The sequence below is a fragment of the Salinicola sp. JS01 genome (genome assembly GCF_030284585.1).
Taxonomy (GTDB): domain Bacteria; phylum Pseudomonadota; class Gammaproteobacteria; order Pseudomonadales; family Halomonadaceae; genus Salinicola.
Genome location: NZ_CP127244.1, coordinates 3,880,005 through 3,903,768, shown reverse-complemented (window position 1 = coordinate 3,903,768; position 23,764 = coordinate 3,880,005). Strand labels below are relative to the sequence as shown.

Annotated in this window: 19 protein-coding genes; 15 read left to right on the top strand and 4 right to left on the bottom strand. The window is 63.5% G+C overall.

Going from position 1 to position 23,764, the window contains the following annotated elements; all coding sequences use genetic code 11:
* Positions 1-172 precede the first annotated feature (172 nt).
* The 14 genes from QO259_RS17870 to QO259_RS17805 all read left to right on the top strand — a co-directional run bounded on the left by QO259_RS17870 (position 173) and on the right by QO259_RS17805 (position 17,184).
* Complete coding sequence (locus tag QO259_RS17870) at positions 173-1,243, top strand: Fic family protein (RefSeq protein WP_285951024.1); 1,071 nt, start codon at positions 173-175, stop codon at positions 1,241-1,243.
* 17 nt (positions 1,244-1,260) lie between these two features.
* Entirely contained in the window at positions 1,261-2,898 is a 1,638-nt protein-coding gene (locus tag QO259_RS17865) for a class I SAM-dependent DNA methyltransferase (protein WP_285951023.1), read from the top strand.
* A complete protein-coding gene (locus QO259_RS17860; RefSeq protein WP_285951022.1) occupies positions 2,891-4,264 on the top strand; it encodes a restriction endonuclease subunit S in 1,374 nt (457 codons plus the stop codon). Before QO259_RS17865 ends, QO259_RS17860 begins: the two co-directional genes overlap by 8 nt.
* The gene (locus tag QO259_RS17855; RefSeq protein ID WP_285951021.1) at positions 4,261-7,533 is read left to right on the top strand and encodes a DEAD/DEAH box helicase; all 3,273 of its coding nucleotides are present in this window, start codon (positions 4,261-4,263) and stop codon (positions 7,531-7,533) included. Before QO259_RS17860 ends, QO259_RS17855 begins: the two co-directional genes overlap by 4 nt.
* 43 nt (positions 7,534-7,576) lie before the next feature.
* Positions 7,577-7,771 (top strand): DUF3800 domain-containing protein, encoded by a 195-nt coding sequence (locus tag QO259_RS17850; protein WP_285951020.1) that lies wholly within the window; start codon positions 7,577-7,579, stop codon positions 7,769-7,771.
* Positions 7,772-7,775: 4 nt separating this feature from the next.
* Positions 7,776-8,174 carry a DUF3800 domain-containing protein gene (locus QO259_RS17845; protein ID WP_285951019.1) on the top strand — a complete coding sequence of 133 codons (399 nt, stop codon included), beginning with the start codon at positions 7,776-7,778 and terminating at the stop codon, positions 8,172-8,174.
* Positions 8,175-8,470: 296 nt separating this feature from the next.
* On the top strand, positions 8,471-9,922 hold the full coding sequence (locus QO259_RS17840) for an aspartate ammonia-lyase (RefSeq protein ID WP_285951018.1): 1,452 nt from the start codon (positions 8,471-8,473) through the stop codon (positions 9,920-9,922).
* A 193-nt stretch (positions 9,923-10,115) separates the two neighbouring features.
* Positions 10,116-11,030: an MBL fold metallo-hydrolase gene (locus QO259_RS17835; RefSeq protein WP_285951017.1), complete on the top strand. Its 915-nt coding sequence runs from the start codon at positions 10,116-10,118 to the stop codon at positions 11,028-11,030.
* 68 nt (positions 11,031-11,098) lie between these two features.
* Positions 11,099-12,361 carry an NAD(P)/FAD-dependent oxidoreductase gene (locus tag QO259_RS17830; RefSeq protein WP_285951016.1) on the top strand — a complete coding sequence of 421 codons (1,263 nt, stop codon included), beginning with the start codon at positions 11,099-11,101 and terminating at the stop codon, positions 12,359-12,361.
* A 16-nt stretch (positions 12,362-12,377) separates the two neighbouring features.
* Positions 12,378-14,162: a SulP family inorganic anion transporter gene (locus QO259_RS17825; RefSeq protein ID WP_285951015.1), complete on the top strand. Its 1,785-nt coding sequence runs from the start codon at positions 12,378-12,380 to the stop codon at positions 14,160-14,162.
* A 45-nt stretch (positions 14,163-14,207) separates the two neighbouring features.
* Complete coding sequence (locus QO259_RS17820; protein WP_285951014.1) at positions 14,208-14,684, top strand: YeeE/YedE family protein; 477 nt, start codon at positions 14,208-14,210, stop codon at positions 14,682-14,684.
* On the top strand, positions 14,681-15,094 hold the full coding sequence (locus QO259_RS17815; protein WP_285951013.1) for a DUF6691 family protein: 414 nt from the start codon (positions 14,681-14,683) through the stop codon (positions 15,092-15,094). Before QO259_RS17820 ends, QO259_RS17815 begins: the two co-directional genes overlap by 4 nt.
* Before the next feature lie 75 nt (positions 15,095-15,169).
* Positions 15,170-15,865 (top strand): response regulator, encoded by a 696-nt coding sequence (locus QO259_RS17810; RefSeq protein ID WP_035473000.1) that lies wholly within the window; start codon positions 15,170-15,172, stop codon positions 15,863-15,865.
* Positions 15,862-17,184, top strand: a complete 1,323-nt coding sequence (locus tag QO259_RS17805) for a sensor histidine kinase (protein ID WP_285951012.1) — start codon at positions 15,862-15,864, stop codon at positions 17,182-17,184. Before QO259_RS17810 ends, QO259_RS17805 begins: the two co-directional genes overlap by 4 nt.
* 48 nt (positions 17,185-17,232) lie before the next feature.
* Here QO259_RS17805 and dsbG read toward each other — a convergent pair whose 3' ends face one another.
* The 4 genes from dsbG to QO259_RS17785 all read right to left on the bottom strand — a co-directional run bounded on the left by dsbG (position 17,233) and on the right by QO259_RS17785 (position 21,835).
* A complete protein-coding gene (dsbG, locus tag QO259_RS17800) occupies positions 17,233-18,015 on the bottom strand; it encodes a thiol:disulfide interchange protein DsbG (protein WP_285951011.1) in 783 nt (260 codons plus the stop codon).
* Positions 18,016-18,083: 68 nt separating this feature from the next.
* Complete coding sequence (locus QO259_RS17795; protein WP_285951010.1) at positions 18,084-18,908, bottom strand: prolipoprotein diacylglyceryl transferase family protein; 825 nt, start codon at positions 18,906-18,908, stop codon at positions 18,084-18,086.
* A 2-nt stretch (positions 18,909-18,910) separates the two neighbouring features.
* A complete protein-coding gene (gene dsbD, locus QO259_RS17790) occupies positions 18,911-20,788 on the bottom strand; it encodes a protein-disulfide reductase DsbD (protein ID WP_285951009.1) in 1,878 nt (625 codons plus the stop codon).
* Between the two features lie 114 nt (positions 20,789-20,902).
* A complete protein-coding gene (locus tag QO259_RS17785; protein ID WP_285951008.1) occupies positions 20,903-21,835 on the bottom strand; it encodes a DMT family transporter in 933 nt (310 codons plus the stop codon).
* Positions 21,836-22,356: 521 nt separating this feature from the next.
* On the opposite strand from QO259_RS17785, the gene chrA reads away from it, so the two are divergent.
* Positions 22,357-23,553 carry a chromate efflux transporter gene (gene chrA, locus QO259_RS17780; protein WP_285951007.1) on the top strand — a complete coding sequence of 399 codons (1,197 nt, stop codon included), beginning with the start codon at positions 22,357-22,359 and terminating at the stop codon, positions 23,551-23,553.
* The last annotated feature ends 211 nt before the right edge of the window (positions 23,554-23,764 follow it).

Sequence of the window (23,764 nt, the reverse complement as noted above, 5' to 3'; positions counted from 1 at the left end):
CGATGGCCGGGCTTGCAGCCGACGATGCCCAAATGCCACAGGACGTGTATAGCTAAAGCCCGTTTTTTGGCATTAGCGTCATGGTAATGCCAAGAGATTGCGGTTTTCTTTGCATGTCGGGCGATTTGTATATAGATTTTCGATTTTTCTATACATGACATGAGGTGTCGTCGTGCTTCCCACCTTGCCGTTGCCCGGGATCGACCAGTGGGAAACGCGTGCCGTACTCAAGCAGGCGGCACGCGCGCATCGCTACCTGGCCGAACTTAAGGGCGTCGCGGCCACCATTCCCAATGAAGAGATCTTGATCAACACGCTCACGCTGCAGGAAGCGCGGCACAGCTCCGAGATCGAGAACATCATCACGACACAGGACGATCTCTACCGCGCTGTGGTGGCGGAGGAAGCCCAGATCGACCCGCAGACCAAGGAAGTGCAGGATTACGCCACGGCGTTGCGCGCCGGTTTCCGCAGCGTTCGGCAGAGTCGGCTGCTACGCCTGGACGACATTCTCGTGATTCAGGAAACGCTCGAACGGAACCGGGCGGGTCTGCGCAAGCTACCGGGCACGGCGTTGAGAAACCAAGCGACCGGCGAGGTCGTCTACGAGCCACCCCAGGCCGCGCCGGAGATCGAGCGCTTGATGAGTAATCTGGTGGACTATATCAACGACGATCAGCGCTGCGACGCCGACCCGCTGGTGAAGATGGCGATCATTCATCACCAGTTCGAGAGTATCCACCCGTTCTACGACGGTAACGGGCGGACCGGCCGCATTATCAACATGCTCTATCTCGTCTCCAAAGAGCTACTCGATCTGCCGGTGCTCTATCTCAGCCGCTATCTGATTCAGACCAAGGCGCGCTATTACCAGGAGCTGCAGGCCGTCCGCGACAGTGGTGACTGGGAACCCTGGCTGCTCTACATGCTGGAGGGCATCAGCCAGACCGCGCAGCAGACCATCGAGCTGATTGGCCAGATTCGCGATCTGATGCAGCACACTAAACACCGGATGCGTGAAGAGTGCCCCAAGATCTACCGCCAGGAGCTGCTCAACAACCTGTTCAACCACCCCTACACCAAGATCGAGTTTGTCATGGACGACTTGGGCGTGAGCCGTATTACCGCGACCAAGTACCTGGATGAACTGGTCTCCATCGGCTTGCTGGAAAAAATCAAAGTGGGCCGCAGCAACTTTTATATCAATGCCGCGCTGATGGCGCTCTTCCTCGAGCGCGGATAACCCGACGGGAATTCATCGTGTCCAACAACGACATCGTTCAAAAGCTCTGGAACCTCTGCGACGTCCTGCGCGACGACGGCATCAACTACTCGGATTACGTCACCGAGCTGGTGCTGCTGCTGTTCATCAAGATGGTGCATGAGGTTCACGAGAATGCCGAACCCGGCACCCTGGAGCGCCATCCGCTGCCGGTGGGCTGCCGCTGGACGGATCTCAACGGCAAGTCCGGCTTCACCCTGCTGGACGACTACAAGCGTATCCTGCTGAGCCTCTCCACGGGCCGCGACAGTGACGGCCACCTGGTGCATGCCGACCCGCTGATCAGCGCAATCTATACCGACGCCCAGACCCGCCTGCGCGAGCCGCGCCACCTGGAGCAGATGATCAAGGCGCTGGATCAGATCGACTGGTTCAGCGCCCAGCAGGATGGACTCGGTGATCTTTACGAAGGGCTGCTGGAAAAGAACGCCAACGAGACCAAGTCCGGTGCCGGGCAATACTTCACCCCGCGCCGGCTGATCGATTCGATGGTGCGCTGCGTGAAGCCCCGGCCCGGCGAGACCGTGCAGGACCCGGCCGCCGGTACGGCGGGCTTTCTGATCGCCGCGGACCGCTACATCAAGGATCAGACCGATGAGTTGTTCCTGCTCGACGCCCGCGATCAGGCCTTTCAACGTTACGAGGCCTTCGTCGGTATCGAGCTGGTGCCCGGCACGCGCCGCCTGGCGCTGATGAACTGCCTGCTGCATGGCATGGAAGGTGACAACGAAGGCGTGGTGCATCTGGGTAACGCGCTCGGCGATGCCGGCAAATCCCTGGCCAAGGCGGATGTGATTCTCGCCAATCCGCCGTTCGGCACCGCCAAGGGCGGCGAGGCGAGCATTACCCGCGACGACCTGACCTACAAGACCAGCAACAAGCAGCTCGCCTTTCTCCAGCATATCTACCGCAATCTCAAGCCCGGCGGCCGCGCCGCCGTGGTGCTGCCGGACAACGTGCTGTTCGAGTCCGGCGTTGGTACCGAGGTGCGCCGTGACCTGATGGACAAATGCAACCTGCACACCATCCTGCGCTTGCCCACCGGCATCTTCTACGCCCAGGGCGTGAAGACCAACGTGCTGTTCTTCACCAAAGGCAGTGCAGCGGACAAGTATCAGGACACCGGTTGCACCGACAACGTCTGGGTCTATGACCTGCGCACCAACATGCCGAGCTTCGGCAAGCGGACGCCCTTCGGCGAGCAGCATCTCAAGCCCTTCGAAGCGGTCTACGGCGATGACCCCAACGGCCAGAGCCCACGCCAGGAAGGGGAGTGGTCGTTCAATGCCGAAGAGATCGCCGTCGATGCCGAGGCCAGCGAGGAAAACCAGGGTGTGAGTGACGACCGCCTCGCCAAGTCGCGCTGGCGCTGTTTCTCCCGTGAGTGGATTCGCGCCAAGGGCGACTCTCTGGATATCAACTGGCTCAAGGACAGGGACAGCGTCGACGCCGCCGATCTGCCTGCGCCGGAAGTGCTAGCCGGTGAAGCGATGAGCGAACTGGTGCAGGCATTGGGCGAGCTGGAGGGGCTAATGCGTGAGTTGGGCGCCGAGGAAGAAGCCGACGGGCAGCGGGTGTTATTGAAGGAAATTATGGGTAGCACGCCGAATGAATGAAATGATCACCCCTACAGAATGGGTTACATGTACGATTGGTGATGTCTGCGCACTTAACCCAAAAGCACAGCTATCAGACGATCTTGATATTGGCTTTATGCCGATGGCAGGGATGCCTACAAGCTATTTTGGTGATTGCCGGTTTGAGGCGCGAAAATGGTCAAATGCCAAGAAAGGATTTACACAATTTAGAGACAACGATGTTGTTTTTGCTAAAATAACCCCCTGCTTCGAAAATAGCAAAGCGGCAATTATTAAAGGTTTTCCAAACGAGTGGGGAGCAGGTAGCACCGAATATTATGTTCTAAGGCCCTATTCCGGTTTGGTAAGGCCAGAGCTATTGTATGCCGTGATTAAATCAAAAAAATTCATGATTAACGGCGCTCTAAATATGTCTGGTTCGGTCGGCCACAAGCGTGTGCCCAAAGATTTCGTATCAGGCTATGAGTTTACCCTTCCTCCCCTCGCCGAACAAAAGGTCATCGCCGATAGACTCGATACCCTGTTGGCACAGGTGGAAAGCACCAAAGCCCGCCTAGAACGCATTCCCGAGATTCTCAAGCGCTTTCGTCAATCCGTGCTGGCGGCGGCGGTGAGTGGGGGGTTAACAAAAAAGCTATCTGCTACTGACTGGAAGAAAACAACTATTGGTGAGGTCGCTTTAGAAATCCGATACGGAACATCAAAGAAATGCTCTGAGTTAACCAGCGGGACACCGGTTCTTAGAATTCCTAATGTCGGCGATGGATTTGTTGTCAAAAATAAACTAAAGTTTGCAGAATTTGACCTTGGGGAGATAAGGAAGCTCGAATTAAAGCCAGGGGATCTTCTTCTTGTGCGCTCCAATGGTAGTTTGGATTTGGTCGGCAAAACAGCTTTGGTCAAAGATGGGGATGCTGGGTTTGTTTTTGCTGGTTACTTGATTCGTCTTCGTTTGGATGCGGAAGTGGCGAATCCTGCATATATATCCATTTTCCTTCGGAGCCCCGAAGCCAGAGCTGCCATCGAAGAAAAAGCAAAATCGACCTCAGGTGTTAATAATATTAACAGCAAGGAGCTTGCAAGCTTGTGTTTAAAGCTCCCGGTTGTTGATGAACAAACCGAAATCGTCCGCCGAGTCGACCAGCTCTTCGCCTACGCCGATACCGTCGAGCGCCAGGTCAATAGTGCCCTGGAACGCGTCAACCAGCTCACCCAGTCCATCCTCGCCAAGGCGTTTCGCGGCGAGCTGACCGCCCAGTGGCGTGAGGATAACCCCGCACTGATCAGCGGCGAGAACAGCGCCGAGGCGCTTTTGGAACGTATCAAGGCAGAGCGTGCCGCGCAGACGCCGAAAAAACGCACGAAGAAAAAGGCATCGGCATGACGTCATCGCCTTCACCCACGCAAGCCGAACGCATTCTGTCGTTTTGGCACAAGGTCGAGTTTTTCGAGTCCGCCGAACTCAAGGATATCGACGACGGCAAGGGTGCGATTCACTATCGCAGTGCCGAGCTTGTCGACACGCCAGACTGCCTGCCGTGGCTGAACGCGGAGCACGTTCGGCGGGCCGGGCGCCGTTATCGGCCCGGCAGTGGCTACCGATACAAGCTCTATCTGGGGCTGTTCAAGCGCAGCGAAATCTTCGCAATCGCTCGCGATGCCTACCCGAGTCAGAGCGATGCTTGGGTGGAGCGCAGCCGCGATGAGGGGCTGACCTGTTCGTTGACGGTGAAGGTCAAGCAGGACGGTGTCATCGACCGAGAAAGCTTTAAGATTTCTACCGCAACCTGGGTGCTGGGGGCACTGCAGCAGGGCTGTCTCGATACGGTCACGCTCGAGGCCTTCGAGGCTGCCTCGGAGGTTTTTCGCGAACGGCTGAACACGATTCTGACCGTTGCCGACAATCTCAAGCACGAGCATGCGTTACCGCTCTGTCTGACTCCTTTCGAGCTGATCGAGATGCTCAAGGCGATGCAGAGCTGGACGGCGTTTTCACCAGGCAGTGATGCGCCAGCGGTGGTTGTTCAGGTGTGCAAGCCGAAGAAAATCATGAACGACTCGGTAGGCTCCTGTGACGTCTCCACAAGCTGGACGCCGCTCGAAGTTTTGCCCCGCCGGCTGCAAGCCCTAACCAATGAAGCGCCTTCGGCGCCGGCATCTGACATGGTGCCGGGGGCTGAGAGTGAGGCTGAGAGTGGGGCAGAGGAAGTCCGAGCGCCAGAAGACGCGTTACCCCTGGTGAATGAGTTGGACATTCTCAATAGCTTCTATATTCGCGACCTGGAGCGGGTGCTGGCCCAGGCCAAAGAGCGGGGACTCGCGCCCGGCTCGCCGCTGGCGCGTTATCTGCAGGGGCCGGGTGAGAAAAAGCCAGATCTGCTGCTATCCGAGGGCAAATCGCTTTTGATGCGCAACCTGGCCATGGAACGAATGCCCCTGGGTCGCTGGCCTGGTGAAGACGCCCACGCGATGAGCCTGATGCAGCAGTTTGCGATCAACACCATCGATGAAGAGCTGGCCGAGAGCGGGCTCTATTCCGTCAACGGCCCGCCGGGTACCGGTAAGACGACGATGCTGCGCGATCTGGTGGCGAGCAACGTGGTCAAGCGGGCGACAGTACTGGCAGGGCTCTCCGCGCCCGAGGCCGCATTCGAGGAAGACATCGAGGTCAAGATCAACGACCAGCCTCAGCCCATCAAGACGCTCATTCCCGAGTTGACCGGGTTCGAGATGGTAGTGGCCTCGAGCAATAACGCGGCGGTGGAGAACGTCACCCGCGAATTGCCGCAGGCGAAGGCGCTGGGAGCGGCGTATCGAGAGTTGGGCTATCTCAAGCCGGTGGCACAGAAACTTGCCGCCGAGCATGACAAGCGTGATGACGGCAAAACGCATGTCGAGGCGCTGACGTCTGATAAAGACTGTTGGGGGTTGATCGCCACGTCGCTGGGCAAGAAGGGTAACCGCGATACCTTCGGCGAGCGGGTCTTTTTCACGTCGATTGCCAAATGCGAAGCGCAGGGTGAGGCCGAACACTACTCGACGCTGATCCCAACGCTCAAAGCGCTAGCGGAAGGGCGTGACGCCAAACGAGATTTCAAAACGGTGCAGCACGCCTTTCGGGAGGCGCAGCGCGAGGTCGAATCCGCACAGGCGGATCTCAAGCGCCTGCTGGCGCTCAAGCATCTCGAGGCGCAGACGGCGTCAGTACGGCGTCAGGCAGAGAAGCACCGTGGCTTCGCGGCCCGTGTGGCGCTGTGGAAAAGCGAGCAGCAAGCCAAGCGCACACCATTTTGGCCGCTGGGCGAGTATTGGAAGCAGTGGGCGATTCTCAAGCAGATTCAGCGGCGCGAACGCCGTGCCGCTCAGCAGGCGGAAGTCAGCCAGCAGCGGCTGGCTTCACTGGAGCGGCGGCTGGAAAGCGAGCAGGCCGAGTGCGCACCGCTACAGCAACGCTACCCCGATGTACTGCTGCCGGATGATTCACTCGATCTGGAAGCCGCCGAGGTACAGCGCACCTCGTTTGGACACTGTAAAGCGCTCAACCAGGCGCGCGGAAAGCTCACCGCATGCGCGTTCGAATTGCACCAGGCGTGGCTGGTTGCGTTGTATGCCGATCGCAGTAATCAGCTTGTGCCCACGATCAATGCGCTGATGCCGATGCTGAACGGGAAAATCGATGACCGTGATGCGGCAAAAGCGCTATGGCAAATGCTGTTCATGATCGTGCCGGTGGTCTCATCGACCTTTGCCTCGACCGCCAACCAGTTCAAGGCGCTCAACGAAGGCGAGATCGGCTGGCTATTCATCGATGAGGCGGGGCAGGCTTCACCGCAACAAGCGGTGGGAGCGCTATGGCGGGCCAGGCGAGCCATCGTCGTGGGCGACCCGCTACAGATCGAGCCGGTTTTCACCGTACCGGCCGAACTGGTCGAGGCCATGGCGAAGGGCGAGTTCGAGCGCGACTGGTATAAGTGGTCGCCGACGGTGTCATCGGTGCAGGTAGTGGCGGATCGTGCCAATCCCTACGGCACGAAAGAGATATCCGACGCCTTCTGGGTCGGCAGCCCGCTGCGCGTGCATCGGCGCTGTGATGAGCCGATGTTCAGCATCGCCAACCGCATCGCCTATAACGACAAGATGCTCCACGGTAATGACAGCCTGCCGCCCGGGCCGGGCGATAGCCGCTGGTTCGAGATCGACGGTAACGTCAGTGGCAAGCACTTCGTCCCTGCGCAGGCAGCGAAGGTGGCCAGCATGCTCAAGCCACATATCGAGCGCACCGGCGCGCCGCCGAACGTCTATGTGATCTCGCCGTTCAAGGCGGTCGCTCAAGGCGTCAGACAGCACCTGGAACGCGAACTGCCGGCGGCTCAGTTTGGCGGGCAGGACAATCTGCGTAACTGGCTCAAGGCTCGCGTGGGCACGGTCCACACCTTCCAAGGCAAGGAAGAAGACAATGTCATTCTCGTGCTGGGGCTTTCTCGTGATTCGCCGGGCGCTGCCGAGTGGGCTGCCAGCAAGCCCAACCTGCTCAACGTTGCGCTGACCCGCGCTAAGAAGCGAGTTTATATCGTGGGTAGCACCGATATCTGGGCCAACAAGAAATATTTCTCCGAGGCGAAAGCGCAACTGCCTGTGTCGACGTCGAAGTGAGTGGCTCGTTGAGGGGAAGCGAAAATATCCAGCCGAGTATGATATGGATGTAGAAGGGAATGATATGGAAGACGAGCCAGTGATGCCGGAGACGGGTAGAAATCGCGGGTTCAGCGATTTTGTGGTGTACGTTGATGAAAGTGGTGATCACGGCATGCTCAATATAGACGCCAACTATCCGGTCTTCGTACTGGCCTTTTGCATTCGTTATCGAAAAGCATCGTCTCACCAGCCATGAAGCAATGGAAAATCCCTACCATTTGGCGTTGAAGCACTGCCTTGAAACGCTTTTCGATCTCGTGAAAGAAAAAGGTCAGGAAAAGCTCGTGACACACTTCATCGTTGAAAAGCGCGGTGCGAAGGAAGATGACGAACTGGAACTGGAGTTTCGTCGCATCTGTGATGGTGACAACAAGTATCGGCAAGACCTACCTTTCAGCATCCGTATGGCCGCGAAAGCCAGTAATTCGGCGGGTCTGCAGTTGGCCGATCTTGTGGCACGGCCGATTGGACGTCATGTCCTCAACCCCGCACAGGCCAATCGGGCATTCGATGTGCTGAGAAGGAAATTTTACTGCGAAGGAGGCAGGAAAACGGTAGGGGATGGGTACGATCAGTGGGGACTCAAGCACTTACCCTGAGCTTCTGTGTCGTCCAGATAGCGAAAGACCTCGATGAAACTCACCGAGGTCTCGACGCCGACCGGGCACTCCCAGTCCATTTGCCGATGATTCTGAGCGCCAGAACGCGGTCCGTCAATGCCGTTTTGCGCTTTATTTGGCACTAGTGCTGTTTCGCGGCCCCATACCTTCCCGGTATGCACCACCACGTAACGGCATTGGGCAGGCGACTAGGCGCGGCGTTACCTTACGCCCAGCGGCGCCGGAGCCCCGGCGCCCAGACCGTTCGAACCCCCTGACTGAAGACGATACCCACCATGATGGCGACCCCGGATCTCGGCACTGACGCCGACGCGATCCCCACCCGTGAAGAGAAGGACCTGCTGGGCGTGCTGCCCGTGCCCCAGAGCGCCTATTACGGCATCCAGACCCAGCGCGCGGTGGAAAACTTCCACCTGAGCGGCGTGCCCCTGGCGCACTATCCCAAGCTGGTGATCGCGCTGGCCATGGTCAAGCAGGCTGCGGCGGAGGCCAATCATGAGCTGGGCTATCTCGATGCCACCCGGCTGGCGGCGATCCGCCACGCCTGCCAGACGCTGATCGCCGGCGAGCACCACGATCAGTTCGTGGTCGACATGATCCAGGGCGGGGCGGGTACCTCGACCAACATGAACGCCAACGAGGTGATCGCCAATCTGGCACTCGAACACCTCGGCCACGCCAAGGGCGACTACGCCCACCTGCACCCCAACAACCACGTCAACATGGCGCAGTCGACCAACGACGCTTACCCCACCGCGATCCGCCTCGGCCTGCTGCTGGGCCACGATGCGCTGCTGGGCAGCCTGGCGCAGCTGCGCGATGCGCTGGCGGACAAGGGCGCGGCCTTCGCCGACGTGCTCAAGATGGGCCGCACCCAGCTGCAGGATGCGGTGCCGATGACGCTGGGCCAGGAGTTCAACGCCTTCGCCACCACCCTGGGCGAGGATCTGGGCCACCTGGAAGCGCAGATCCCGCGCCTGCTGTGCGAGGTCAACCTGGGCGGTACCGCCATCGGTACCGGGATCAACTCCGACCCGCGCTATCAGCGCCTGGCGGTGGAGCGCCTCGGCGCGATCAGCGGCCAGCCGCTGGTGCCGGCCCAGGACCTGATCGAGGCCACCTCCGACATGGGGGCGTTCGTGCTCTTCTCGGGCATGTTGAAGCGCCTGGCGGTGAAGCTCTCCAAGATCTGCAACGACCTGCGCCTGCTCTCCAGCGGCCCGCGCGCCGGCTTCAACGAGATCAACCTGCCGCCGCGCCAGCCCGGCAGCTCGATCATGCCCGGCAAGGTCAATCCGGTGATCCCCGAGGCGGTCAACCAGGTGGCGTTCGAGGTGATCGGCAACGACCTGGCGCTGACCATGGCCGCCGAGGGCGGGCAGCTCCAGCTCAACGTGATGGAGCCGTTGATCGCCTACAAGCTGTTCGACTCCATCCGCCTGCTGACCCGCGCCATGCACATGCTGCGCGAGCACTGCATCGAGGGCATCACCGCCAACGAGGCGCACTGCCGCGAGATGGTGGAGCGCTCGATCGGGCTGGTCACCGCGCTCAACCCGCATATCGGCTACGACAACGCCACGCGCATCGCCCGCGAGGCGCTGGTCTCCGGCCGCGGCGTGCTGGAGCTGGTGCTCGAAGAGAACCTGCTGGATGAAGCCTCGCTCGCCGATATCCTGCGCCCGGAGAATATGATTGCGCCGCGCTTGGCGCCGCTGCGAGTTTAGGTAACGCATAAGGCAGGTGCAGACAGAGAAGCCGCGACGGTCATGGCCGTCGCGGCTTCTTGCGTTGGGGGCGTCAGACTGACGGGGCGGTATCTGGGAGGAGGCGATCACGGCATAAGATATATTTCAAAAAGATATAACGTTAGAACTTAAATGGCACTATGCTGGGGAGGTCGCCCACCAAGGAGCCGTCATGCATACCTTCGCTCTCTCCCGTGGTGATCGGGAACGCGGCCGGCCCGATGTCGCCGGTTTCTTCGACCCGCGCACCTTCAGCGTCCAGTACGTCGTCAGCGATCCGGCTACGCGCCACTGCGCGATCATCGATCCGGTGCTCGACTACGATGAGAAATCCGGGGCGACCGCGACCCATCACGCCGATGAACTGCTCGCCTATATCGCCCGCGAAGGGCTCGAGGTCGCGTGGATTCTGGATACTCACCCCCATGCTGATCACTTTTCCGCCGCGCGCTACCTGCACGACGAGACCGGCGCGCCGACCGCGATCGGCGCCCAGGTGGTCGAGGTCCAGGCTCTGTGGAAGCGCATCTACAACTGGCCGGCACTGCCCGCTGACGGCAGCCAGTGGGACCGCCTGTTCAGCGACGGCGAGACCTTCACCCTGGGCGAGCTGCCGGTGCGGGTGATGCATTCGCCGGGGCATACCCTTGCCTCGATCACCTATGTGATCGGCGACGCCGCCTTCGTCCACGACACCCTGTTCCAGCCCGATTTCGGCACCGCCCGGGCCGACTTTCCCGGGGGTAGCGCCCACCAGCTATGGCATTCGATTCAGGCGATTTTGGCGCTGCCCGACGACACCCGGCTGTTCACCGGCCACGACTACATGCCCGACGGCCGCGAGCCGCAGTGGGAGAGCACGGTGCGCGAGCAGCGCCAGAACAACAAGCACCGCCTGGGCGAGAGCAGCGAGGCGGAGTACGTCGCACTGCGCCAGCAGCGCGATCACGAGCTACCGATGCCCAAGCTGATCCTGCATGCGCTGCAGGTGAATGTGCGCGGCGGCCGTTTGCCGGAGCCGGAAGACAACGGCAAGCGCTACCTCAAGATCCCGCTGGATGCGCTCGAGGGCGCGGCCTGGGAGTGAGGTCCGGCCCGCTCGATACGCCGCCCCATCGATACGACACAAGCACAGGCCGCAGGAGAGACAGCCTCATGAGTGAGACCCCAGCCGCACAAACGGCATCCACGACCCGGCACCACGACGTGGTGATCGTCGGCGGCGGTGCCGGTGGCATCGCCACGGCGGCGAGCCTGCACCGACGCCAGCCCGATCTCGATATCGCCATCGTCGAGCCGGCACAGGATCACTTCTATCAGCCTGGCTGGACGCTGGTCGGCGGTGGCGTCTTCACCCCGGAGCAGACGCGCCGTCCGATGCGCTCGGTGATGCCGAGCTTCGTCACCTGGCATCAGACCCATGCCGAGCGCTTGCTGCCAGAATCCCGTCAGGTCGCGCTAGGTGACGGTTCGACGCTCGGCTACCGGGCGCTGGTGGTGGCGCCGGGTCTGGAGCTCGACTGGCAGGCGATCGACGGTCTCGAGGAGACGCTGGGTGAGAATGGAGTGACCTCGAACTACCGTTTCGATCTGGCGCCCTACACCTGGTCGCTGGTGCAGGCCATGCGCGGTGGCAAGGCGCTGTTCACCCAGCCGCCGATGCCGATCAAGTGCGCCGGAGCGCCGCAGAAGGCGATGTATCTCGCCTGTCATGAATGGGAAAAGCAGGGCGTCCTGAATGACATCGAGGTCCACTTCCACAACGCCGGCGGGGCGATGTTCGGCGTGGCAGACTTCGTGCCGGCGCTGGATGAGTACGTTCAACGCTACGGTATCCACAAGCGGTTCCAGCAGGATCTCATCGCCGTGGATGGCCCGGCGCAGAAGGCGCGTTTTCGCGTCACGAGCGAGGATAGCAGCGAAGAGATCGAAGCCGATTTCGACATGCTTCATGTCGTGCCGCCGCAGCGCGCCCCGCGGCTGGTGCGTGAATCGCCTCTGGCCAACGCCGGCGGCTGGCTCGACCTCGATGCCGAGACCCTTCAGCACAACCGTTACCCGGATGTCTTCGGGCTCGGCGACGCTAGCGGTACCGGCAACGCCAAGACCGCCGCTGCGGTGCGCAAGCAGGCCCCGGTGGTGGCGGACAACCTGCTGGCGGCACTCGATGGCAAGCCGATGCCCTCCGGCTATGCGGGGTATGGCGCCTGTCCGCTGACGGTCGAAAGGGGGCGTGTGGTGCTGGCGGAGTTCGGTTATGGCGGCCAGTTGCAGCCGACATTCCCTTCCTGGGTCAATCAGGCCACCCGGCCGACCCGGCTCGGCTGGCACATCAAGGCGCAGCAGCTCCCCTTCATCTACTGGCATCTGCTGCTCAAGGGGCGCGAGTGGCTGGCCAAGCCGCAGGCGCGCACTTGATCGAGGCCGTTAGATCATGAATCAGCCGCACAAGGCCGGGTTGGCACGCTGGCTGCCGATCCTCGACTGGGGGCGGCACTATCACGCCGGCCTGCTGGGTCAGGATCTGCTGGCGTCGGTCATCGTCGCGCTGATGCTGATTCCCCAGGCGCTGGCCTACGCCATGCTCGCCGGTTTGCCGCCGGTGGTGGGGCTCTACGCCAGCCTGGTACCGCTGGTGGTCTACACCGTGCTGGGCAGCAGCGCGACGCTCTCGGTCGGCCCGATGGCGGTGGTGTCGCTGATGACCGCCGCGGCCCTGGCGCCAATTGCTCCCGCGGGGTCGGCGGCGTATATCGCTGCGGCGCTGGTGCTGGCGCTGCTCTCCGGGGCCATCCTGCTGATCATGGGGCTGTGCCGGCTGGGCTTTCTGGTCAACTTTCTGAGCCACCCGGTGATGATCGGCTTCGTCAGCGCCTCGGGGCTGCTGATCGCGGCGAGCCAGCTCGAGTCGCTGCTCGGCATCCAGCTCTCCGGCGCCACCCTGCCGGCACTGGCGCAGTCGCTACCCGCCGCGCTGCCGGGGCTGAGCCCGCCGACGCTGCTGGTCGGGCTGGGCTCGCTGCTGGCGCTATGGGCGATCCGCCGCCACGGCAAGTCGCTGCTGGTACGCTGCGGCGTGCCGGCGGGCGCGGCCGCCGTGCTGGTCAAGCTGGGGCCGATCGTGACCATCGCGCTGGCCGCCGTCATTGCCGGTGCTGCCGGCTGGCTGGACGGTGAGGTCGCGGTGATCGGCCCGATCCCCGCCGGGCTGCCGCCGCTGCACCTGCCCGCGTGGGACCCGGCGCTGTGGCGTTCGCTGCTGGGTTCGGCGGTGCTGATCAGCATCGTCGGCTACGTGGAGTCGGTCTCGGTGGCCCAGGCGCTGGCGGTGCGCCGCGGCGAGCGGGTCGACCCGGACCAGGAGTTGATCGGTCTGGGTGGCGCCAATCTGGCCGCGGCCTTCACCGGCGGCATGCCGATCACCGGCGGTTTCTCGCGCTCGGTGGTCAACTTCGATGCCGGCGCTCGCACGCCGGCTTCCAGCGCCTTCACCGCAGTGGGGATCGCCCTGGCCATGCTGTGCCTGTCGCCGTGGCTGGGCGTGCTGCCGCTGGCGACCCTGGCGGCGACCATCATCATCGCCACCCTGTCGCTGATCGATCTGCCGGCGTTCAGGCGCGTTTGGCGCTACGCCCGCGGTGAGGGCGTGGCGATGACCGCCACCGCGGTGGCGACGCTGATGCTGGGCGTCGACGTGGGTATTCTGGTCGGCGTGGGCATGTCGCTGGCGCTGCATCTCTACGGCACCAGCCGCCCGCACAGCGCCGAGGTGGGGCGCATTCCGGGGACGGAGCACTTTCGCAACGTGCGCCGCCACGCGGTGGAGACCGACACCGGGGTGGCCATTCTGCGCGTCGACGAGAGCCTCTATTTCGCCAACGTGCGCCATCTGGAAGACCTGGTCACCGCGGTGGTCAATCGCACGCCGCCGCCCCACGATCTGGTGCTGGCGTGCCAGGCGATCAACGTGATCGACGCCAGTGCGCTGGAGAGCCTCGAGGCGCTCAACCGGCGCCTGCGCGAGCGCGGCATCGGGCTGCATCTGGCCGAAGTGAAGGGGCCGGTGATGGACCGCCTGAGCCGCACCGAGCTGCTGGCGACGCTCAACGGCCGGGTCTTCCTGAGCACCTTCGACGCCTGGTGCGCCCTGCACGGCCGCGGGGCGGCGCCCTTGAGTCATCCCTGTATCGCCACGCCGGCCTGCCCGGCGACGAAGTGAGTTCGACCATCGCGGGATCGCGAATGTCATGAGGAGGGAGCGGTGATGGACCTATCGAGTGCACTGCACGGGTTGCTGGGCGGGGGGCTGATCGGGCTCGCCGCCACGCTGCTGATGGGGCTGCTGGGGCGGATCGCCGGTATCAGCGGCATTCTTTCCGGCGCGCTGTTCGAGCGCGGCAGTGACCGCGGTTGGCGGCTGGCGTTTCTGCTGGGGCTGGTCTCCGGCCCGGCGTTACTGCTGCTGTTGGGGCTCGACTGGGGCAATGTGGCGCCTCGCGGCGGCGTGACAGCGCTCGGCAGTGCGGTGATCGGCGCACCGCTCGCCGGCACGCCGACGATGCTTCTGGCTGGGCTGCTGGTCGGCCTGGGCACCGGGCTCGGCAGCGGCTGTACCAGCGGCCACGGAGTGTGCGGGCTGGCCCGGCTTTCGCCGCGCTCGCTGGCCGCCACGCTGGTCTTCCTGCTGATGGCGATGCTTACCGTATTCAGCGTGAACCAGTTGGTGGGAGGTGGCGCATGAAGCCCGTGGCCGGTTATCTCGCCGGGCTGCTGTTCGGGCTGGGATTGGCGATCAGCGGCATGACCGACCCCGCCCGGGTGATTGGCTTTCTCGATGTCGCCGGTGCCTGGGACCCGACCCTGATCTTCGTGCTCGGCGCGGCCGTGGTCACCACCTTCATCGGTTACCGCCTGGTGTGGCGCCGCGCCACGCCGCTGCTGGCGGGACGCTTTCAACTGCCGAGCCGGCGCGATCTGGATGCCCGGCTACTGGGCGGTGCCGCACTCTTCGGTATCGGCTGGGGGCTCTCCGGCTACTGCCCGGGCCCGGCGGTGGCCTCTCTGGCAGGGCTGAGCTGGCCGCTGGCGGCGTTTCTGGTGGCGCTGGTGCTGGGTTGGTGGCTATCGCGCCGGCTTTCTCCCGCTCACTGAGGAGCCAACTCATCCTGGCATCATCGCCGTTCGTCAGACTTTGGCGGGAATGGATCGGGTGAAAACGGGAGAAACATGCGCGTACTACTCGTGGAGGACGATGCACCGGTGGCGGCCGGCATCGAGGCGGGATTGGCGCTGAGCGACTTCGTCGTCGATACCGTGACCACGCTGGACAGTGCACGCGGGGCGTTGGCCGCGATCGACTACGATGCTGTGGTGCTCGATCGCCGCCTGCCCGACGGCGATGGTTTAGCGCTGCTGCAGCAGTGGCGTCGTGCGGGTATTGCCATGCCGGTGCTGATGCTGACGGCAAGAGATGCCGTGGCCAGTCGTGTCGAAGGGCTTCAGGGCGGGGCCGACGATTATCTGGTCAAGCCGTTCGACCTGGATGAGTTGACGGCAAGGCTGCAGGCGCTGTTGCGCCGCAGCGCCGGGCAGATCGATCGCTCCCTTCGCCATGGGCACCTGGCGCTGGACCCCGTTGCTCGCAGCGTGACGCTGGATGGCGTACCGGTAACGCTGGTGCGTCGCGAGCTGATGCTGCTGGAGGCGCTGATGCGCGCGCGTGGGCGGATACTGAGCGCCGACCAGTTGAAGGATCGCCTTTACGGCATCGATGACGAGATCGAGAGCAACGCCCTCAACGTGCAAGTCTACCAATTGCGTCGCAAGCTAGGACGCGATGTGATCGAGACGGTCCGGGGCGTCGGCTATCGTCTCGGCGCGCTTCCCGCCGACGAGCGACTGCATGGCGATACGCCCTCATGAGCCTGCGGCTGCGTCTCGTCGCCACGCTCGGGATCACGCTGATGCTGCTGTGGGGGCTGACCGCGGCGTGGTCGATGCGCGATCTCTCGACCCAGCTCGAAACGTCGCTGGATCAGCGTCTGGCTCAGTCGGCGCGAATGGTCGCCGGCCTGCTCGATCGCGTGCCGGCGACTGCCTGGGATGGAGAAGTCGGCGAGACATCGACCATCCCTGCGCTCGAAGGCGTCGCCTGCCGCGTGTCGTCGCTGCGCGGGAAGGTGGTGGCGGGTACGCATCCGGAGATGAACGATGTTCTCGCAGTCGATGACGAAGGCTACAGCGACCGCGATCACAACGGCCAGCGCTGGCGCGTCTATACCCTGGTCGACGACGACAAGCGCATCACCGTGGCGGATCGCCTGCGGGAGCGGGAGTCGCTGCTGGCTCAAGTACGCCGTGCCGCGTTCTATCCCTTTCTACTCGCTTCGATCGGCAGCCTGATTGCACTGTGGTGGGGCGTAACCCGGGGTCTGTCGCCGCTGTCGAGGCTGCAGCGACGCCTGATGTCACGCGATCACGACGATCTCTCGGCACTACCGATCCGTGGCTTGCCGGGGGAAATTCGCCCACTGATCGACGGTTTCAACACCCTGCTTGCACGCACCCGGCGCATGCTGGAGCTGGAGCAGCGCTTTACCGACGATGCCGCGCATGAGCTACGCACACCGCTGACCGCGATTCGTACCCATCTTCAGATCGCACGACGCGTCGACGGCGATCCTCGCCGGGAGGCGATGCAGCAGGCGGAGGCGGGGGTGATGCGGCTGACGAAGACGCTCGACCAGTTGCTGTTGCTGGCACGCATGGAGAGCGAAGAGATCGCTCGGGGGCATGTCGACTCTACGCGGCTTGGCGACGCCCTGGAGGCCGCGATGGTAGAGACCGGCAGTCGCGATCGCTGTCACTGGCAAGCTTCGGTCGACCGGCTTCACGTGGCGTTGTCCGGGGAGTTGCTGGTGATCGCGCTGCGCAATCTGCTCGAGAACGCCATGCGTCACGGTTCGCCCGACACCCCGATCGAGATCGAGGCACACGAGACGGACGGCATGGCCGTGATCGATATCGTCAATCAGGGCGAGACCATCCCGCCCGAACAGATCGCCCGCCTGACGGAGCGCTTTCATCGCGGCAACCATCCGCAGGGCAGCGGCCTGGGGTTATCCATCGTCGAGGCGATCGCCACCCGGGCGGGCGGCAGCCTGCGGCTCGCCTCCGGCGACGGTATCGGGCTGCGAGTCACGCTCTCGCTGCCCCTGGCCTTATTCACCAGAGGCTTATGAGCAAGGGTGGGTGAGCAGGAGATGGATAAGCAGGGGGGACAGGAAAGCTTAGGGCGAGTCGCTACCCATGATGGTGTGCAGCTTGTCCGGGGAGGGTGCACCCATGACCTTGTGCACCTCGCCATCGTCGTCCTGATAGAAAATCACCGGTGTGGCATAGAGCTGGGCGTCGCGCATCACTTGCGTGTTGTCGGCGACCCACTGCTCGCTCTGATCGGTTCCCTCGCTGTCCGGCATGGCACCGGTGCGATAGTGCTCGGCGATCGCGGCGCTGGGATCGTCTGCCGCCAGAATCGCGGCGGCTTTCTCAGGGCTGTCTGCTTTCAGAATGCCCACCATCAGGTGACGAATCTGCACATCACCGCTTTCGACCCAGGGCTGAGCATCCTGCCAGAACTTGCGGCAGTAGGGGCAGTTGGGGTCGCTGAAGGTGTAGACCACTCGCGAGGCATCGATATCGCCCTCGCGAACCCAGTGATGATCCGCCATTTTCTTCCACAGTTCGGCGTTCTTGGGTCCATCGACGAGCTGTTCCAGCGGCTCGGCAGAGACGTCGCGGCCCTGGGCGTCGATCAGCGTGCCGACGACGGCATGCTCGCCGTCCGGGGTCAGATAAGCGGCCACGCTCTGCCCTCGGATGCTGGCAGCGTAGCCCCTGAGACCGCCGGGGGCATCGAATTCACCGTGAATGGTGAGGCCCTGCTGCTCGAGTGTCTGAATCGGCGCAGGCCAGTCGTCGGCGAATGCGGGCAGGCTTGCCGCCAGGGTAATACCGGCAGCCAATGGCAGCGTGAGCCGCAGTGGCATCATTCGGGGGGTGTGATCCCGCATCGTTGTCGTCTCCTTTTCTGGATATTCGGGGCGAGTGAAGCACTCGGGTTGAACGCGCGTCCGGGTCGTCATGGGGTGAAGCGCTCGAGACTGCGATCGAGCGTGGCGCGGGAAAGTTCGCCGAAGTGGGTATCGACGAGCTGGCCATCGGCGTCGTAGTAGAGGGTGGTCGGCATCGCCACCGCGCCCACCTTCCTACCAAAGGTCACGTTCGGATCGCGATAGAGATGATCGAGCGAGAGGGACTCCCGTTGCAGAAACGTCTCGATGGCGTCGACGCTCTCGCCCTGATTGACGAACACGAACGACACGTCTTCCCGCTCTCGTTGAGCCTGTTCCAGCATCGGCATCTCACGACGACAGGGTGGACACCAGCTCGCCCAGAGATTGACCACCATGGGCCGGTCGGATGCCTGCAGCACGGTGGGCAGAGCTACCGGCGACCCATCGAGGTTCGCCAGCGGGGTCGAGGGCAGGCTCGCCCCGCGGGGTGTCATCAATGTCAGGGCGCCAGCGGTCATCGACCACGCCAGGGCACCCGAGAGAACCGCTGCACCTAGGGGGCGACGCATGGCCGGCTGCCGCCAGAAGCGCCAGGCCAGATAGATGAAAGCGATGACCAGCCCCGCCAGTGGCTCGAACCCGCGATCCCGGATGTCTAGCCAGGACCAGAAGGTGTCGTAGCTCTGCCAGTAGCGGGCCACGAACACGATGCGTGCGCCGATCACGCCGATCAGCAACGCATTGAACAGAACATCGCCGACGCTGATCTGTCTGCGACGGCCCATCCAGGCACCCACGATCAGGGCGACGATCATGGCCACGACCAGCAGAAGCTGACCCAGACTCACGCCCAGGGGTCCCAGAGCGATACTGCGATCGAGCGAATTCATGGTCAGCCCTCCGTGGACTCGTTGACACGCGGTCTGGCTTGCGCATAGCGGTCGAGAAAGGCTTCGGCATCCAGCTCGCCGATGATGCGGGCGCTGCGCTGCTCCTGACCGTTGGGGCCGAACCACATCAGGGTCGGTGGTCCAACGACACCGAAGTGCTGCATGATCGCCTGGTCCTCGGCGTCGTAATCCGTGACGTCGATACTCAGTCGCTGCACGTTCTGTAGCGCCTTCTTGACGGCCGGGTCGCTGAACACTTCCCGTTCGATGACCTCGCAGGAGATACACCAGTCAGCCGTGAATTCGACCAGTGTCATCTGGCCGCTGTTGGCGGTTGCCTGGACGCGGCGTTCGAGCGTGGCCAGGTCCTTCACGCCGTCGAACGTGATAGGTCCGGACTCGCTGGCGTCTTTGGAGGCCGCTGTCCCACCGCTCGGGGTGTAGACCGTCAGTGGCCGCCACGGATCCCTGGCGCCACCGGCGGCACCGATCAGGATCAACGCGCTCCACAGACCGATGATGGCGGCGCTGGCCGTCGCAACCTGGCGCAGGACGCCTCCTGGCCTATCGCCATTTGGGTCGTTACCACGTGCCAGAGCGACGAGAGAGATCGCGGCGCCCAGGCCCAGCGCGCCCCACAGGCCAAGAACGATGGCATCCGCGAGGATTCGGGCGACGAACCAGATCGCCATGCCCAGCAGCACGAAGCCGAAAAGCGCTTTGACGCGGATCATCCAGGCGCCAGGCCTGGGCAGCAGCTGGCTGCCGAGCGTGCCGATCAGAACCAGTGGGGCGCCCATGCCGAGGCCCAGCGCGAGCAGTGCCGCACCGCCCAACCACGGATTGCCGGTTTCAGCGATGAAGAGCAGAGCACCGGCGAGTGGGGCGGTCATGCAGGGGCCGACCAGCAGGGCGGAGAGCACCCCCATGGCAGCGACGCCGGTGAAGCGGCCGCCGCGTTGTCTCGACAGCACCGCATCCAGGCGTTGACGCAGCGCCCGCGGCAGTTCGAGCTCGAAGGCACCGAACATGGCGAGCGCCAGCACCACGAACAGTGCCGAGAAAATGCCGATGAACCAGACGTTCTGGAACAGCATCTGCAGATTGGCGCCAGCCATGGCCGCGGCCACGCCCAATATCGCGTAGGTTGCAGCCATGGGGAGAACGTAGGCGAGCGAAAGCGCGAAGCCGGCGGCGCGCGTATTCTCCCCGCTGCGACGTTGGCCGACGATCAGGCTGGAGAGAATGGGGATCATCGGCAACACGCAGGGCGTGAAGGTCAACAGTAGCCCCATGCCGAAGAACGCTGCCAGCGTCCAGATGCCGTTGCCACCGGCAAGCTGCGCCGCCAGCTGCTGATCTTCCGCCATCGCCGCGTCTGTATGGGGGGCGGGGCTCGGTGCGACAGACGATGACGTGGCAGATGGCGCGTTCGCGATGTCGCTTCCCGAGGCATCGGCGAGCGACTCTAGATCGAAAGTCCGCTGCTGGGGTGGATAGCAGAGGCCGGCATCGGCGCAACCCTGCCAACGCAGGGTGAGGGTATCGGCTGCTCCGGGCTGCGTGGTCATGCGCAATGCATGACGGTAGATCTCGGACCGGCCGAAGTACTCGTCCTCGATGGTCTCCCCCTCGGGAATATCGAGCGATAGTTCGCGCTCATCGGCCTTGGCAGAGAAACTGTGGCGATAGAGGTAGTAACCGGGCTCGATCTGCCAGTCGATGTCTAATCCGTTGCCGTCTCGTACCAGCGTTGGCTTGAAGGCCTGATCCGGTGGCAGGAAGTCGCTCTGTTGCCCGAAAGGATCCTGCGCCATGGCCAGCGTGGCCATGGTGAACAGGACCAGCGCCCCTGCCCAGCGTTCTCGGCTAGATGGCATCCTCGACTCCCGTGCCTGTTCGTTTCGATACTGGCAGGTTGGACCAGAGAGATGAGCTGAAGATGAAGCGATGTTTGACACGCTGAATATCTAGCGCCGTCTATACCAAGCCTACTAGCGAGTGACCACCAGGAGCCCGATCAGCAGCGCCGCGCCACCCGCCAGGAAATTGGCGGTGAGCGGCTCGTCCAGCAGCAGCGCGCCGAACAGGACGCCGAAGATCGGCGAGAGAAACGAGAAGATGCCGAGCTGGGAGGCAAAATAGCGGCGCAGCAGGGCGAACCATAGCAGCAGGGCGGCGCAGGAGATCACCAGCGTCTGGAAAGCCAGGCTGGCGATCGCCACGCCGCTCAGCCGAATCTCGCCGAGACTTCCCAGTAGCGCGCTCGCCGGGAGCAGCAGCAGGCCGGCGACAACGAGCTGGTAGCAGAGTGTCTGCTCCGGTGGCACCTCGGAGAGCGAGGAGCGGCGAATCACCAGCGTGGTCGCCGCCCAGGCCAGCCCGGCCAGCAGCCCCAGCAGGTCACCGCGCAGGATGTCCGCGGTGTGCGCGAGTTCGGTTGCCGGGGCCAGCGCGAGGACCATCCCACCGAAGGCGATCCCCACCCCCAGCCACTGGCGCCGCGTCAGCTGCTCGCCCGGCACCAGCAGATGCAGCCCCAGGGCGGCGAAGATCGGTGCGGTGTAGAGGAACACCGACATGTGCGATGCCAGGGTGTAGTCGAGCCCCCAGGCGACGAACGCGAACTCCGCCACGAACCCCAGCCCCACCAGGATGCCCGGCCCGAGATGGGCGCGGAAATGGGCAACGCGTATTCCCCGGCGATAGGCCAGCGCCAGCACCAGCAGTGCCGCCATGGATGAGCGCAGAGCAATCTGAGTCAATGGCGAAACATCCGCCGCGGCGAGCTTGATCGCCACCTGCTGAAAGCCCAGCGCCAGGCAGAACAGCACCATCAGGGCCCCGGCCTGCGCGTCCAGACGCCGGCGTAGCGGGGCGTCGGCGTGTAGCGATGGCGGCCGGTGCGACGCTCGCGTCTGTGGCATGTCACTCTCCTGTGGATATCGAGGCCCTATCAGAGCAGCTGGGCGTCGCGACGCCAAGCGACTAGGCACTGTCTGAAAAGTACTGTGCTCGCCCATGCGGCGTTAAAAATCGGCTCAAAATGCTCATTTACACCCCGTAAACTCCGCGTTTTCGCCGATTTTTGCCTTGCCTGGCCTTCGCTCGTCGACTTTTCAGACAGCACCTAATGTGGTGGCCAAGGCTCAGGAAAGCTCACTCTATGAAAGTCGAACGTCTACCGCTGAACGCGCTGCGCGCCTTTGCCGAGGCGGCCCGCACAGAGAATTTCAAGCACGCCGCCGCGCGCGGTGGCACACTTCGTCGACTGGCTGCTGGCCGAGGCCAGTGCCTTCTCTCGGCAGACGGCCGGGTAAGCGCCTCGGGGTGGCTGGCGTCTGGGTGAACATGAGACAGTGCTGTCGCCCCGGCCAGCCGGGTTAGGGCGCCGCCCGGTGCCGTGGTGGCGAGACATGACCGTTCTCGACGCGCGAGCCATAGGCCGATGTACACAGTGACCGCTTCCCGCATCGGGGAGCTCTTCCACACCTTTCTCTGGCTGGGGCTCACCGCTTTTGGTGGCCCAGTGGCACATCTGGGCTATTTCCGCGAGGCGTTCGTGTTGCGCCGGCGCTGGCTCAACGAGGCGGATTTCGCCGATCTGGTCGCGCTGTGCCAGTTTCTGCCCGGCCCTGCCAGCAGCCAGGTCGGCTTCGCCATCGGCCTGCGCCGCGGCGGTCTGCGCGGGGCGCTCGTCGCCTGGTGTGCCTTCACGCTGCCGTCCGCCGTGGCGTTGGTGCTGTTCGCCGCCGGCGCCTCGGCGCTGGGCGGCGAGACCGGTCAGGCGTTGATCCATGGGCTCAAGCTGGTGGCGGTCGCGGTGGTCGCCCACGCCGTCTGGGGCATGGCGCGCAAGCTCTGCCCCGATCTGACCCGCGCCACCATCGCGCTGGTCGCGCTGTGCCTGGCGCTGCTGCTCGGCGGTGCCGCCGGCCAGTTGGCTGCCCTCCTGGTGGGCGTGGGGATCGGCCTGTGGCGTTGCCGCCCGGTGCCGGTGCCTGCCGGCGTTCAGCTGGTGAACGTCTCACGCCGCTGGAGCCTGCCGGCGCTGGTCGCGTTCGTGGTGCTACTGTTGCTGTTACCGCTGATGGCGGCGGCAGGGAGCGCGCCGGCGCTCGCGGTGATGGCCGCTTTCTACCGCACCGGCGCGCTGGTCTTCGGGGGCGGGCACGTGGTGCTGCCGCTGCTGCAGGCGGCGGTGGTCGAGCCCGGCTGGGTGTCGCAGAGTTCCTTTGTCACCGGCTACGGCGCGGCCCAGGCGGTGCCGGGGCCGCTGTTCACCTTTGCCGCCTATCTGGGCGCGGCGATGGCCCCCGGTGTCCACGGCTGGCTGCTGGCCGCGCTGGCCACGCTGATGATCTTTTTGCCCGGCATGCTGCTGCTGATCGGCGTGCTGCCCCACTGGGAGCGCCTGCGCGCCTCGGCCCGCGCCCAGCGGCTGATCCAGGGCGCCAACGCCGCCGTGGTCGGCATCCTCGCCGCCGCGCTGTATGACCCGGTCTGGCAGAGCGCGATCTTGGCCCCGCTGGATATCGTCCTGGCAGCGCTGGGCTTTGGGCTGCTGACGCGCTGGCACTGGCCTGCGTGGCGGGTGGTCTTGCTGCTCGTGGCGGCGGCCATGGGTGTTGGCCTGCTGGGGTGAGTCGAGGCACACCCCTACTCGATATTCTGAATCTTAATCTGTAATGGTAAATTTTAATGTATATATATCAATAGGTTGCTGGTATAGTACTAGTGCGTTTCTCATCGATACTCTCCAGTCTACTACCCAATCGAAGCCTGGAAGGACAGATCCCATTCAAGACCCCCATCACCTATCCAATGAGATGGCGAAACGGCCCCCGGTGTGGTCT

What these genes read in the sequence shown, in the direction of transcription:
- QO259_RS17830 (WP_285951016.1), top strand. Translation starts at nt 11,099, where the DNA reads ATGAGTGAGACCCCAGCCGCACAAACGGCATCCACGACCCGGCACCAC.
- QO259_RS17805 (WP_285951012.1), top strand. Translation starts at nt 15,862, where the DNA reads ATGAGCCTGCGGCTGCGTCTCGTCGCCACGCTCGGGATCACGCTGATG.
- QO259_RS17825 (WP_285951015.1), top strand. Translation starts at nt 12,378, where the DNA reads ATGAATCAGCCGCACAAGGCCGGGTTGGCACGCTGGCTGCCGATCCTC.
- QO259_RS17820 (WP_285951014.1), top strand. Translation starts at nt 14,208, where the DNA reads ATGGACCTATCGAGTGCACTGCACGGGTTGCTGGGCGGGGGGCTGATC.
- QO259_RS17795 (WP_285951010.1), bottom strand. Translation starts at nt 18,908, where the DNA reads ATGAATTCGCTCGATCGCAGTATCGCTCTGGGACCCCTGGGCGTGAGT.
- dsbD (WP_285951009.1), bottom strand. Translation starts at nt 20,788, where the DNA reads ATGCCATCTAGCCGAGAACGCTGGGCAGGGGCGCTGGTCCTGTTCACC.
- dsbG (WP_285951011.1), bottom strand. Translation starts at nt 18,015, where the DNA reads ATGCGGGATCACACCCCCCGAATGATGCCACTGCGGCTCACGCTGCCA.
- QO259_RS17855 (WP_285951021.1), top strand. Translation starts at nt 4,261, where the DNA reads ATGACGTCATCGCCTTCACCCACGCAAGCCGAACGCATTCTGTCGTTT.
- QO259_RS17860 (WP_285951022.1), top strand. Translation starts at nt 2,891, where the DNA reads ATGAATGAAATGATCACCCCTACAGAATGGGTTACATGTACGATTGGT.
- QO259_RS17785 (WP_285951008.1), bottom strand. Translation starts at nt 21,835, where the DNA reads ATGCCACAGACGCGAGCGTCGCACCGGCCGCCATCGCTACACGCCGAC.
- QO259_RS17835 (WP_285951017.1), top strand. Translation starts at nt 10,116, where the DNA reads ATGCATACCTTCGCTCTCTCCCGTGGTGATCGGGAACGCGGCCGGCCC.
- chrA (WP_285951007.1), top strand. Translation starts at nt 22,357, where the DNA reads ATGTACACAGTGACCGCTTCCCGCATCGGGGAGCTCTTCCACACCTTT.
- QO259_RS17810 (WP_035473000.1), top strand. Translation starts at nt 15,170, where the DNA reads ATGCGCGTACTACTCGTGGAGGACGATGCACCGGTGGCGGCCGGCATC.
- QO259_RS17845 (WP_285951019.1), top strand. Translation starts at nt 7,776, where the DNA reads ATGGAAAATCCCTACCATTTGGCGTTGAAGCACTGCCTTGAAACGCTT.
- QO259_RS17840 (WP_285951018.1), top strand. Translation starts at nt 8,471, where the DNA reads ATGATGGCGACCCCGGATCTCGGCACTGACGCCGACGCGATCCCCACC.
- QO259_RS17815 (WP_285951013.1), top strand. Translation starts at nt 14,681, where the DNA reads ATGAAGCCCGTGGCCGGTTATCTCGCCGGGCTGCTGTTCGGGCTGGGA.
- QO259_RS17850 (WP_285951020.1), top strand. Translation starts at nt 7,577, where the DNA reads ATGGATGTAGAAGGGAATGATATGGAAGACGAGCCAGTGATGCCGGAG.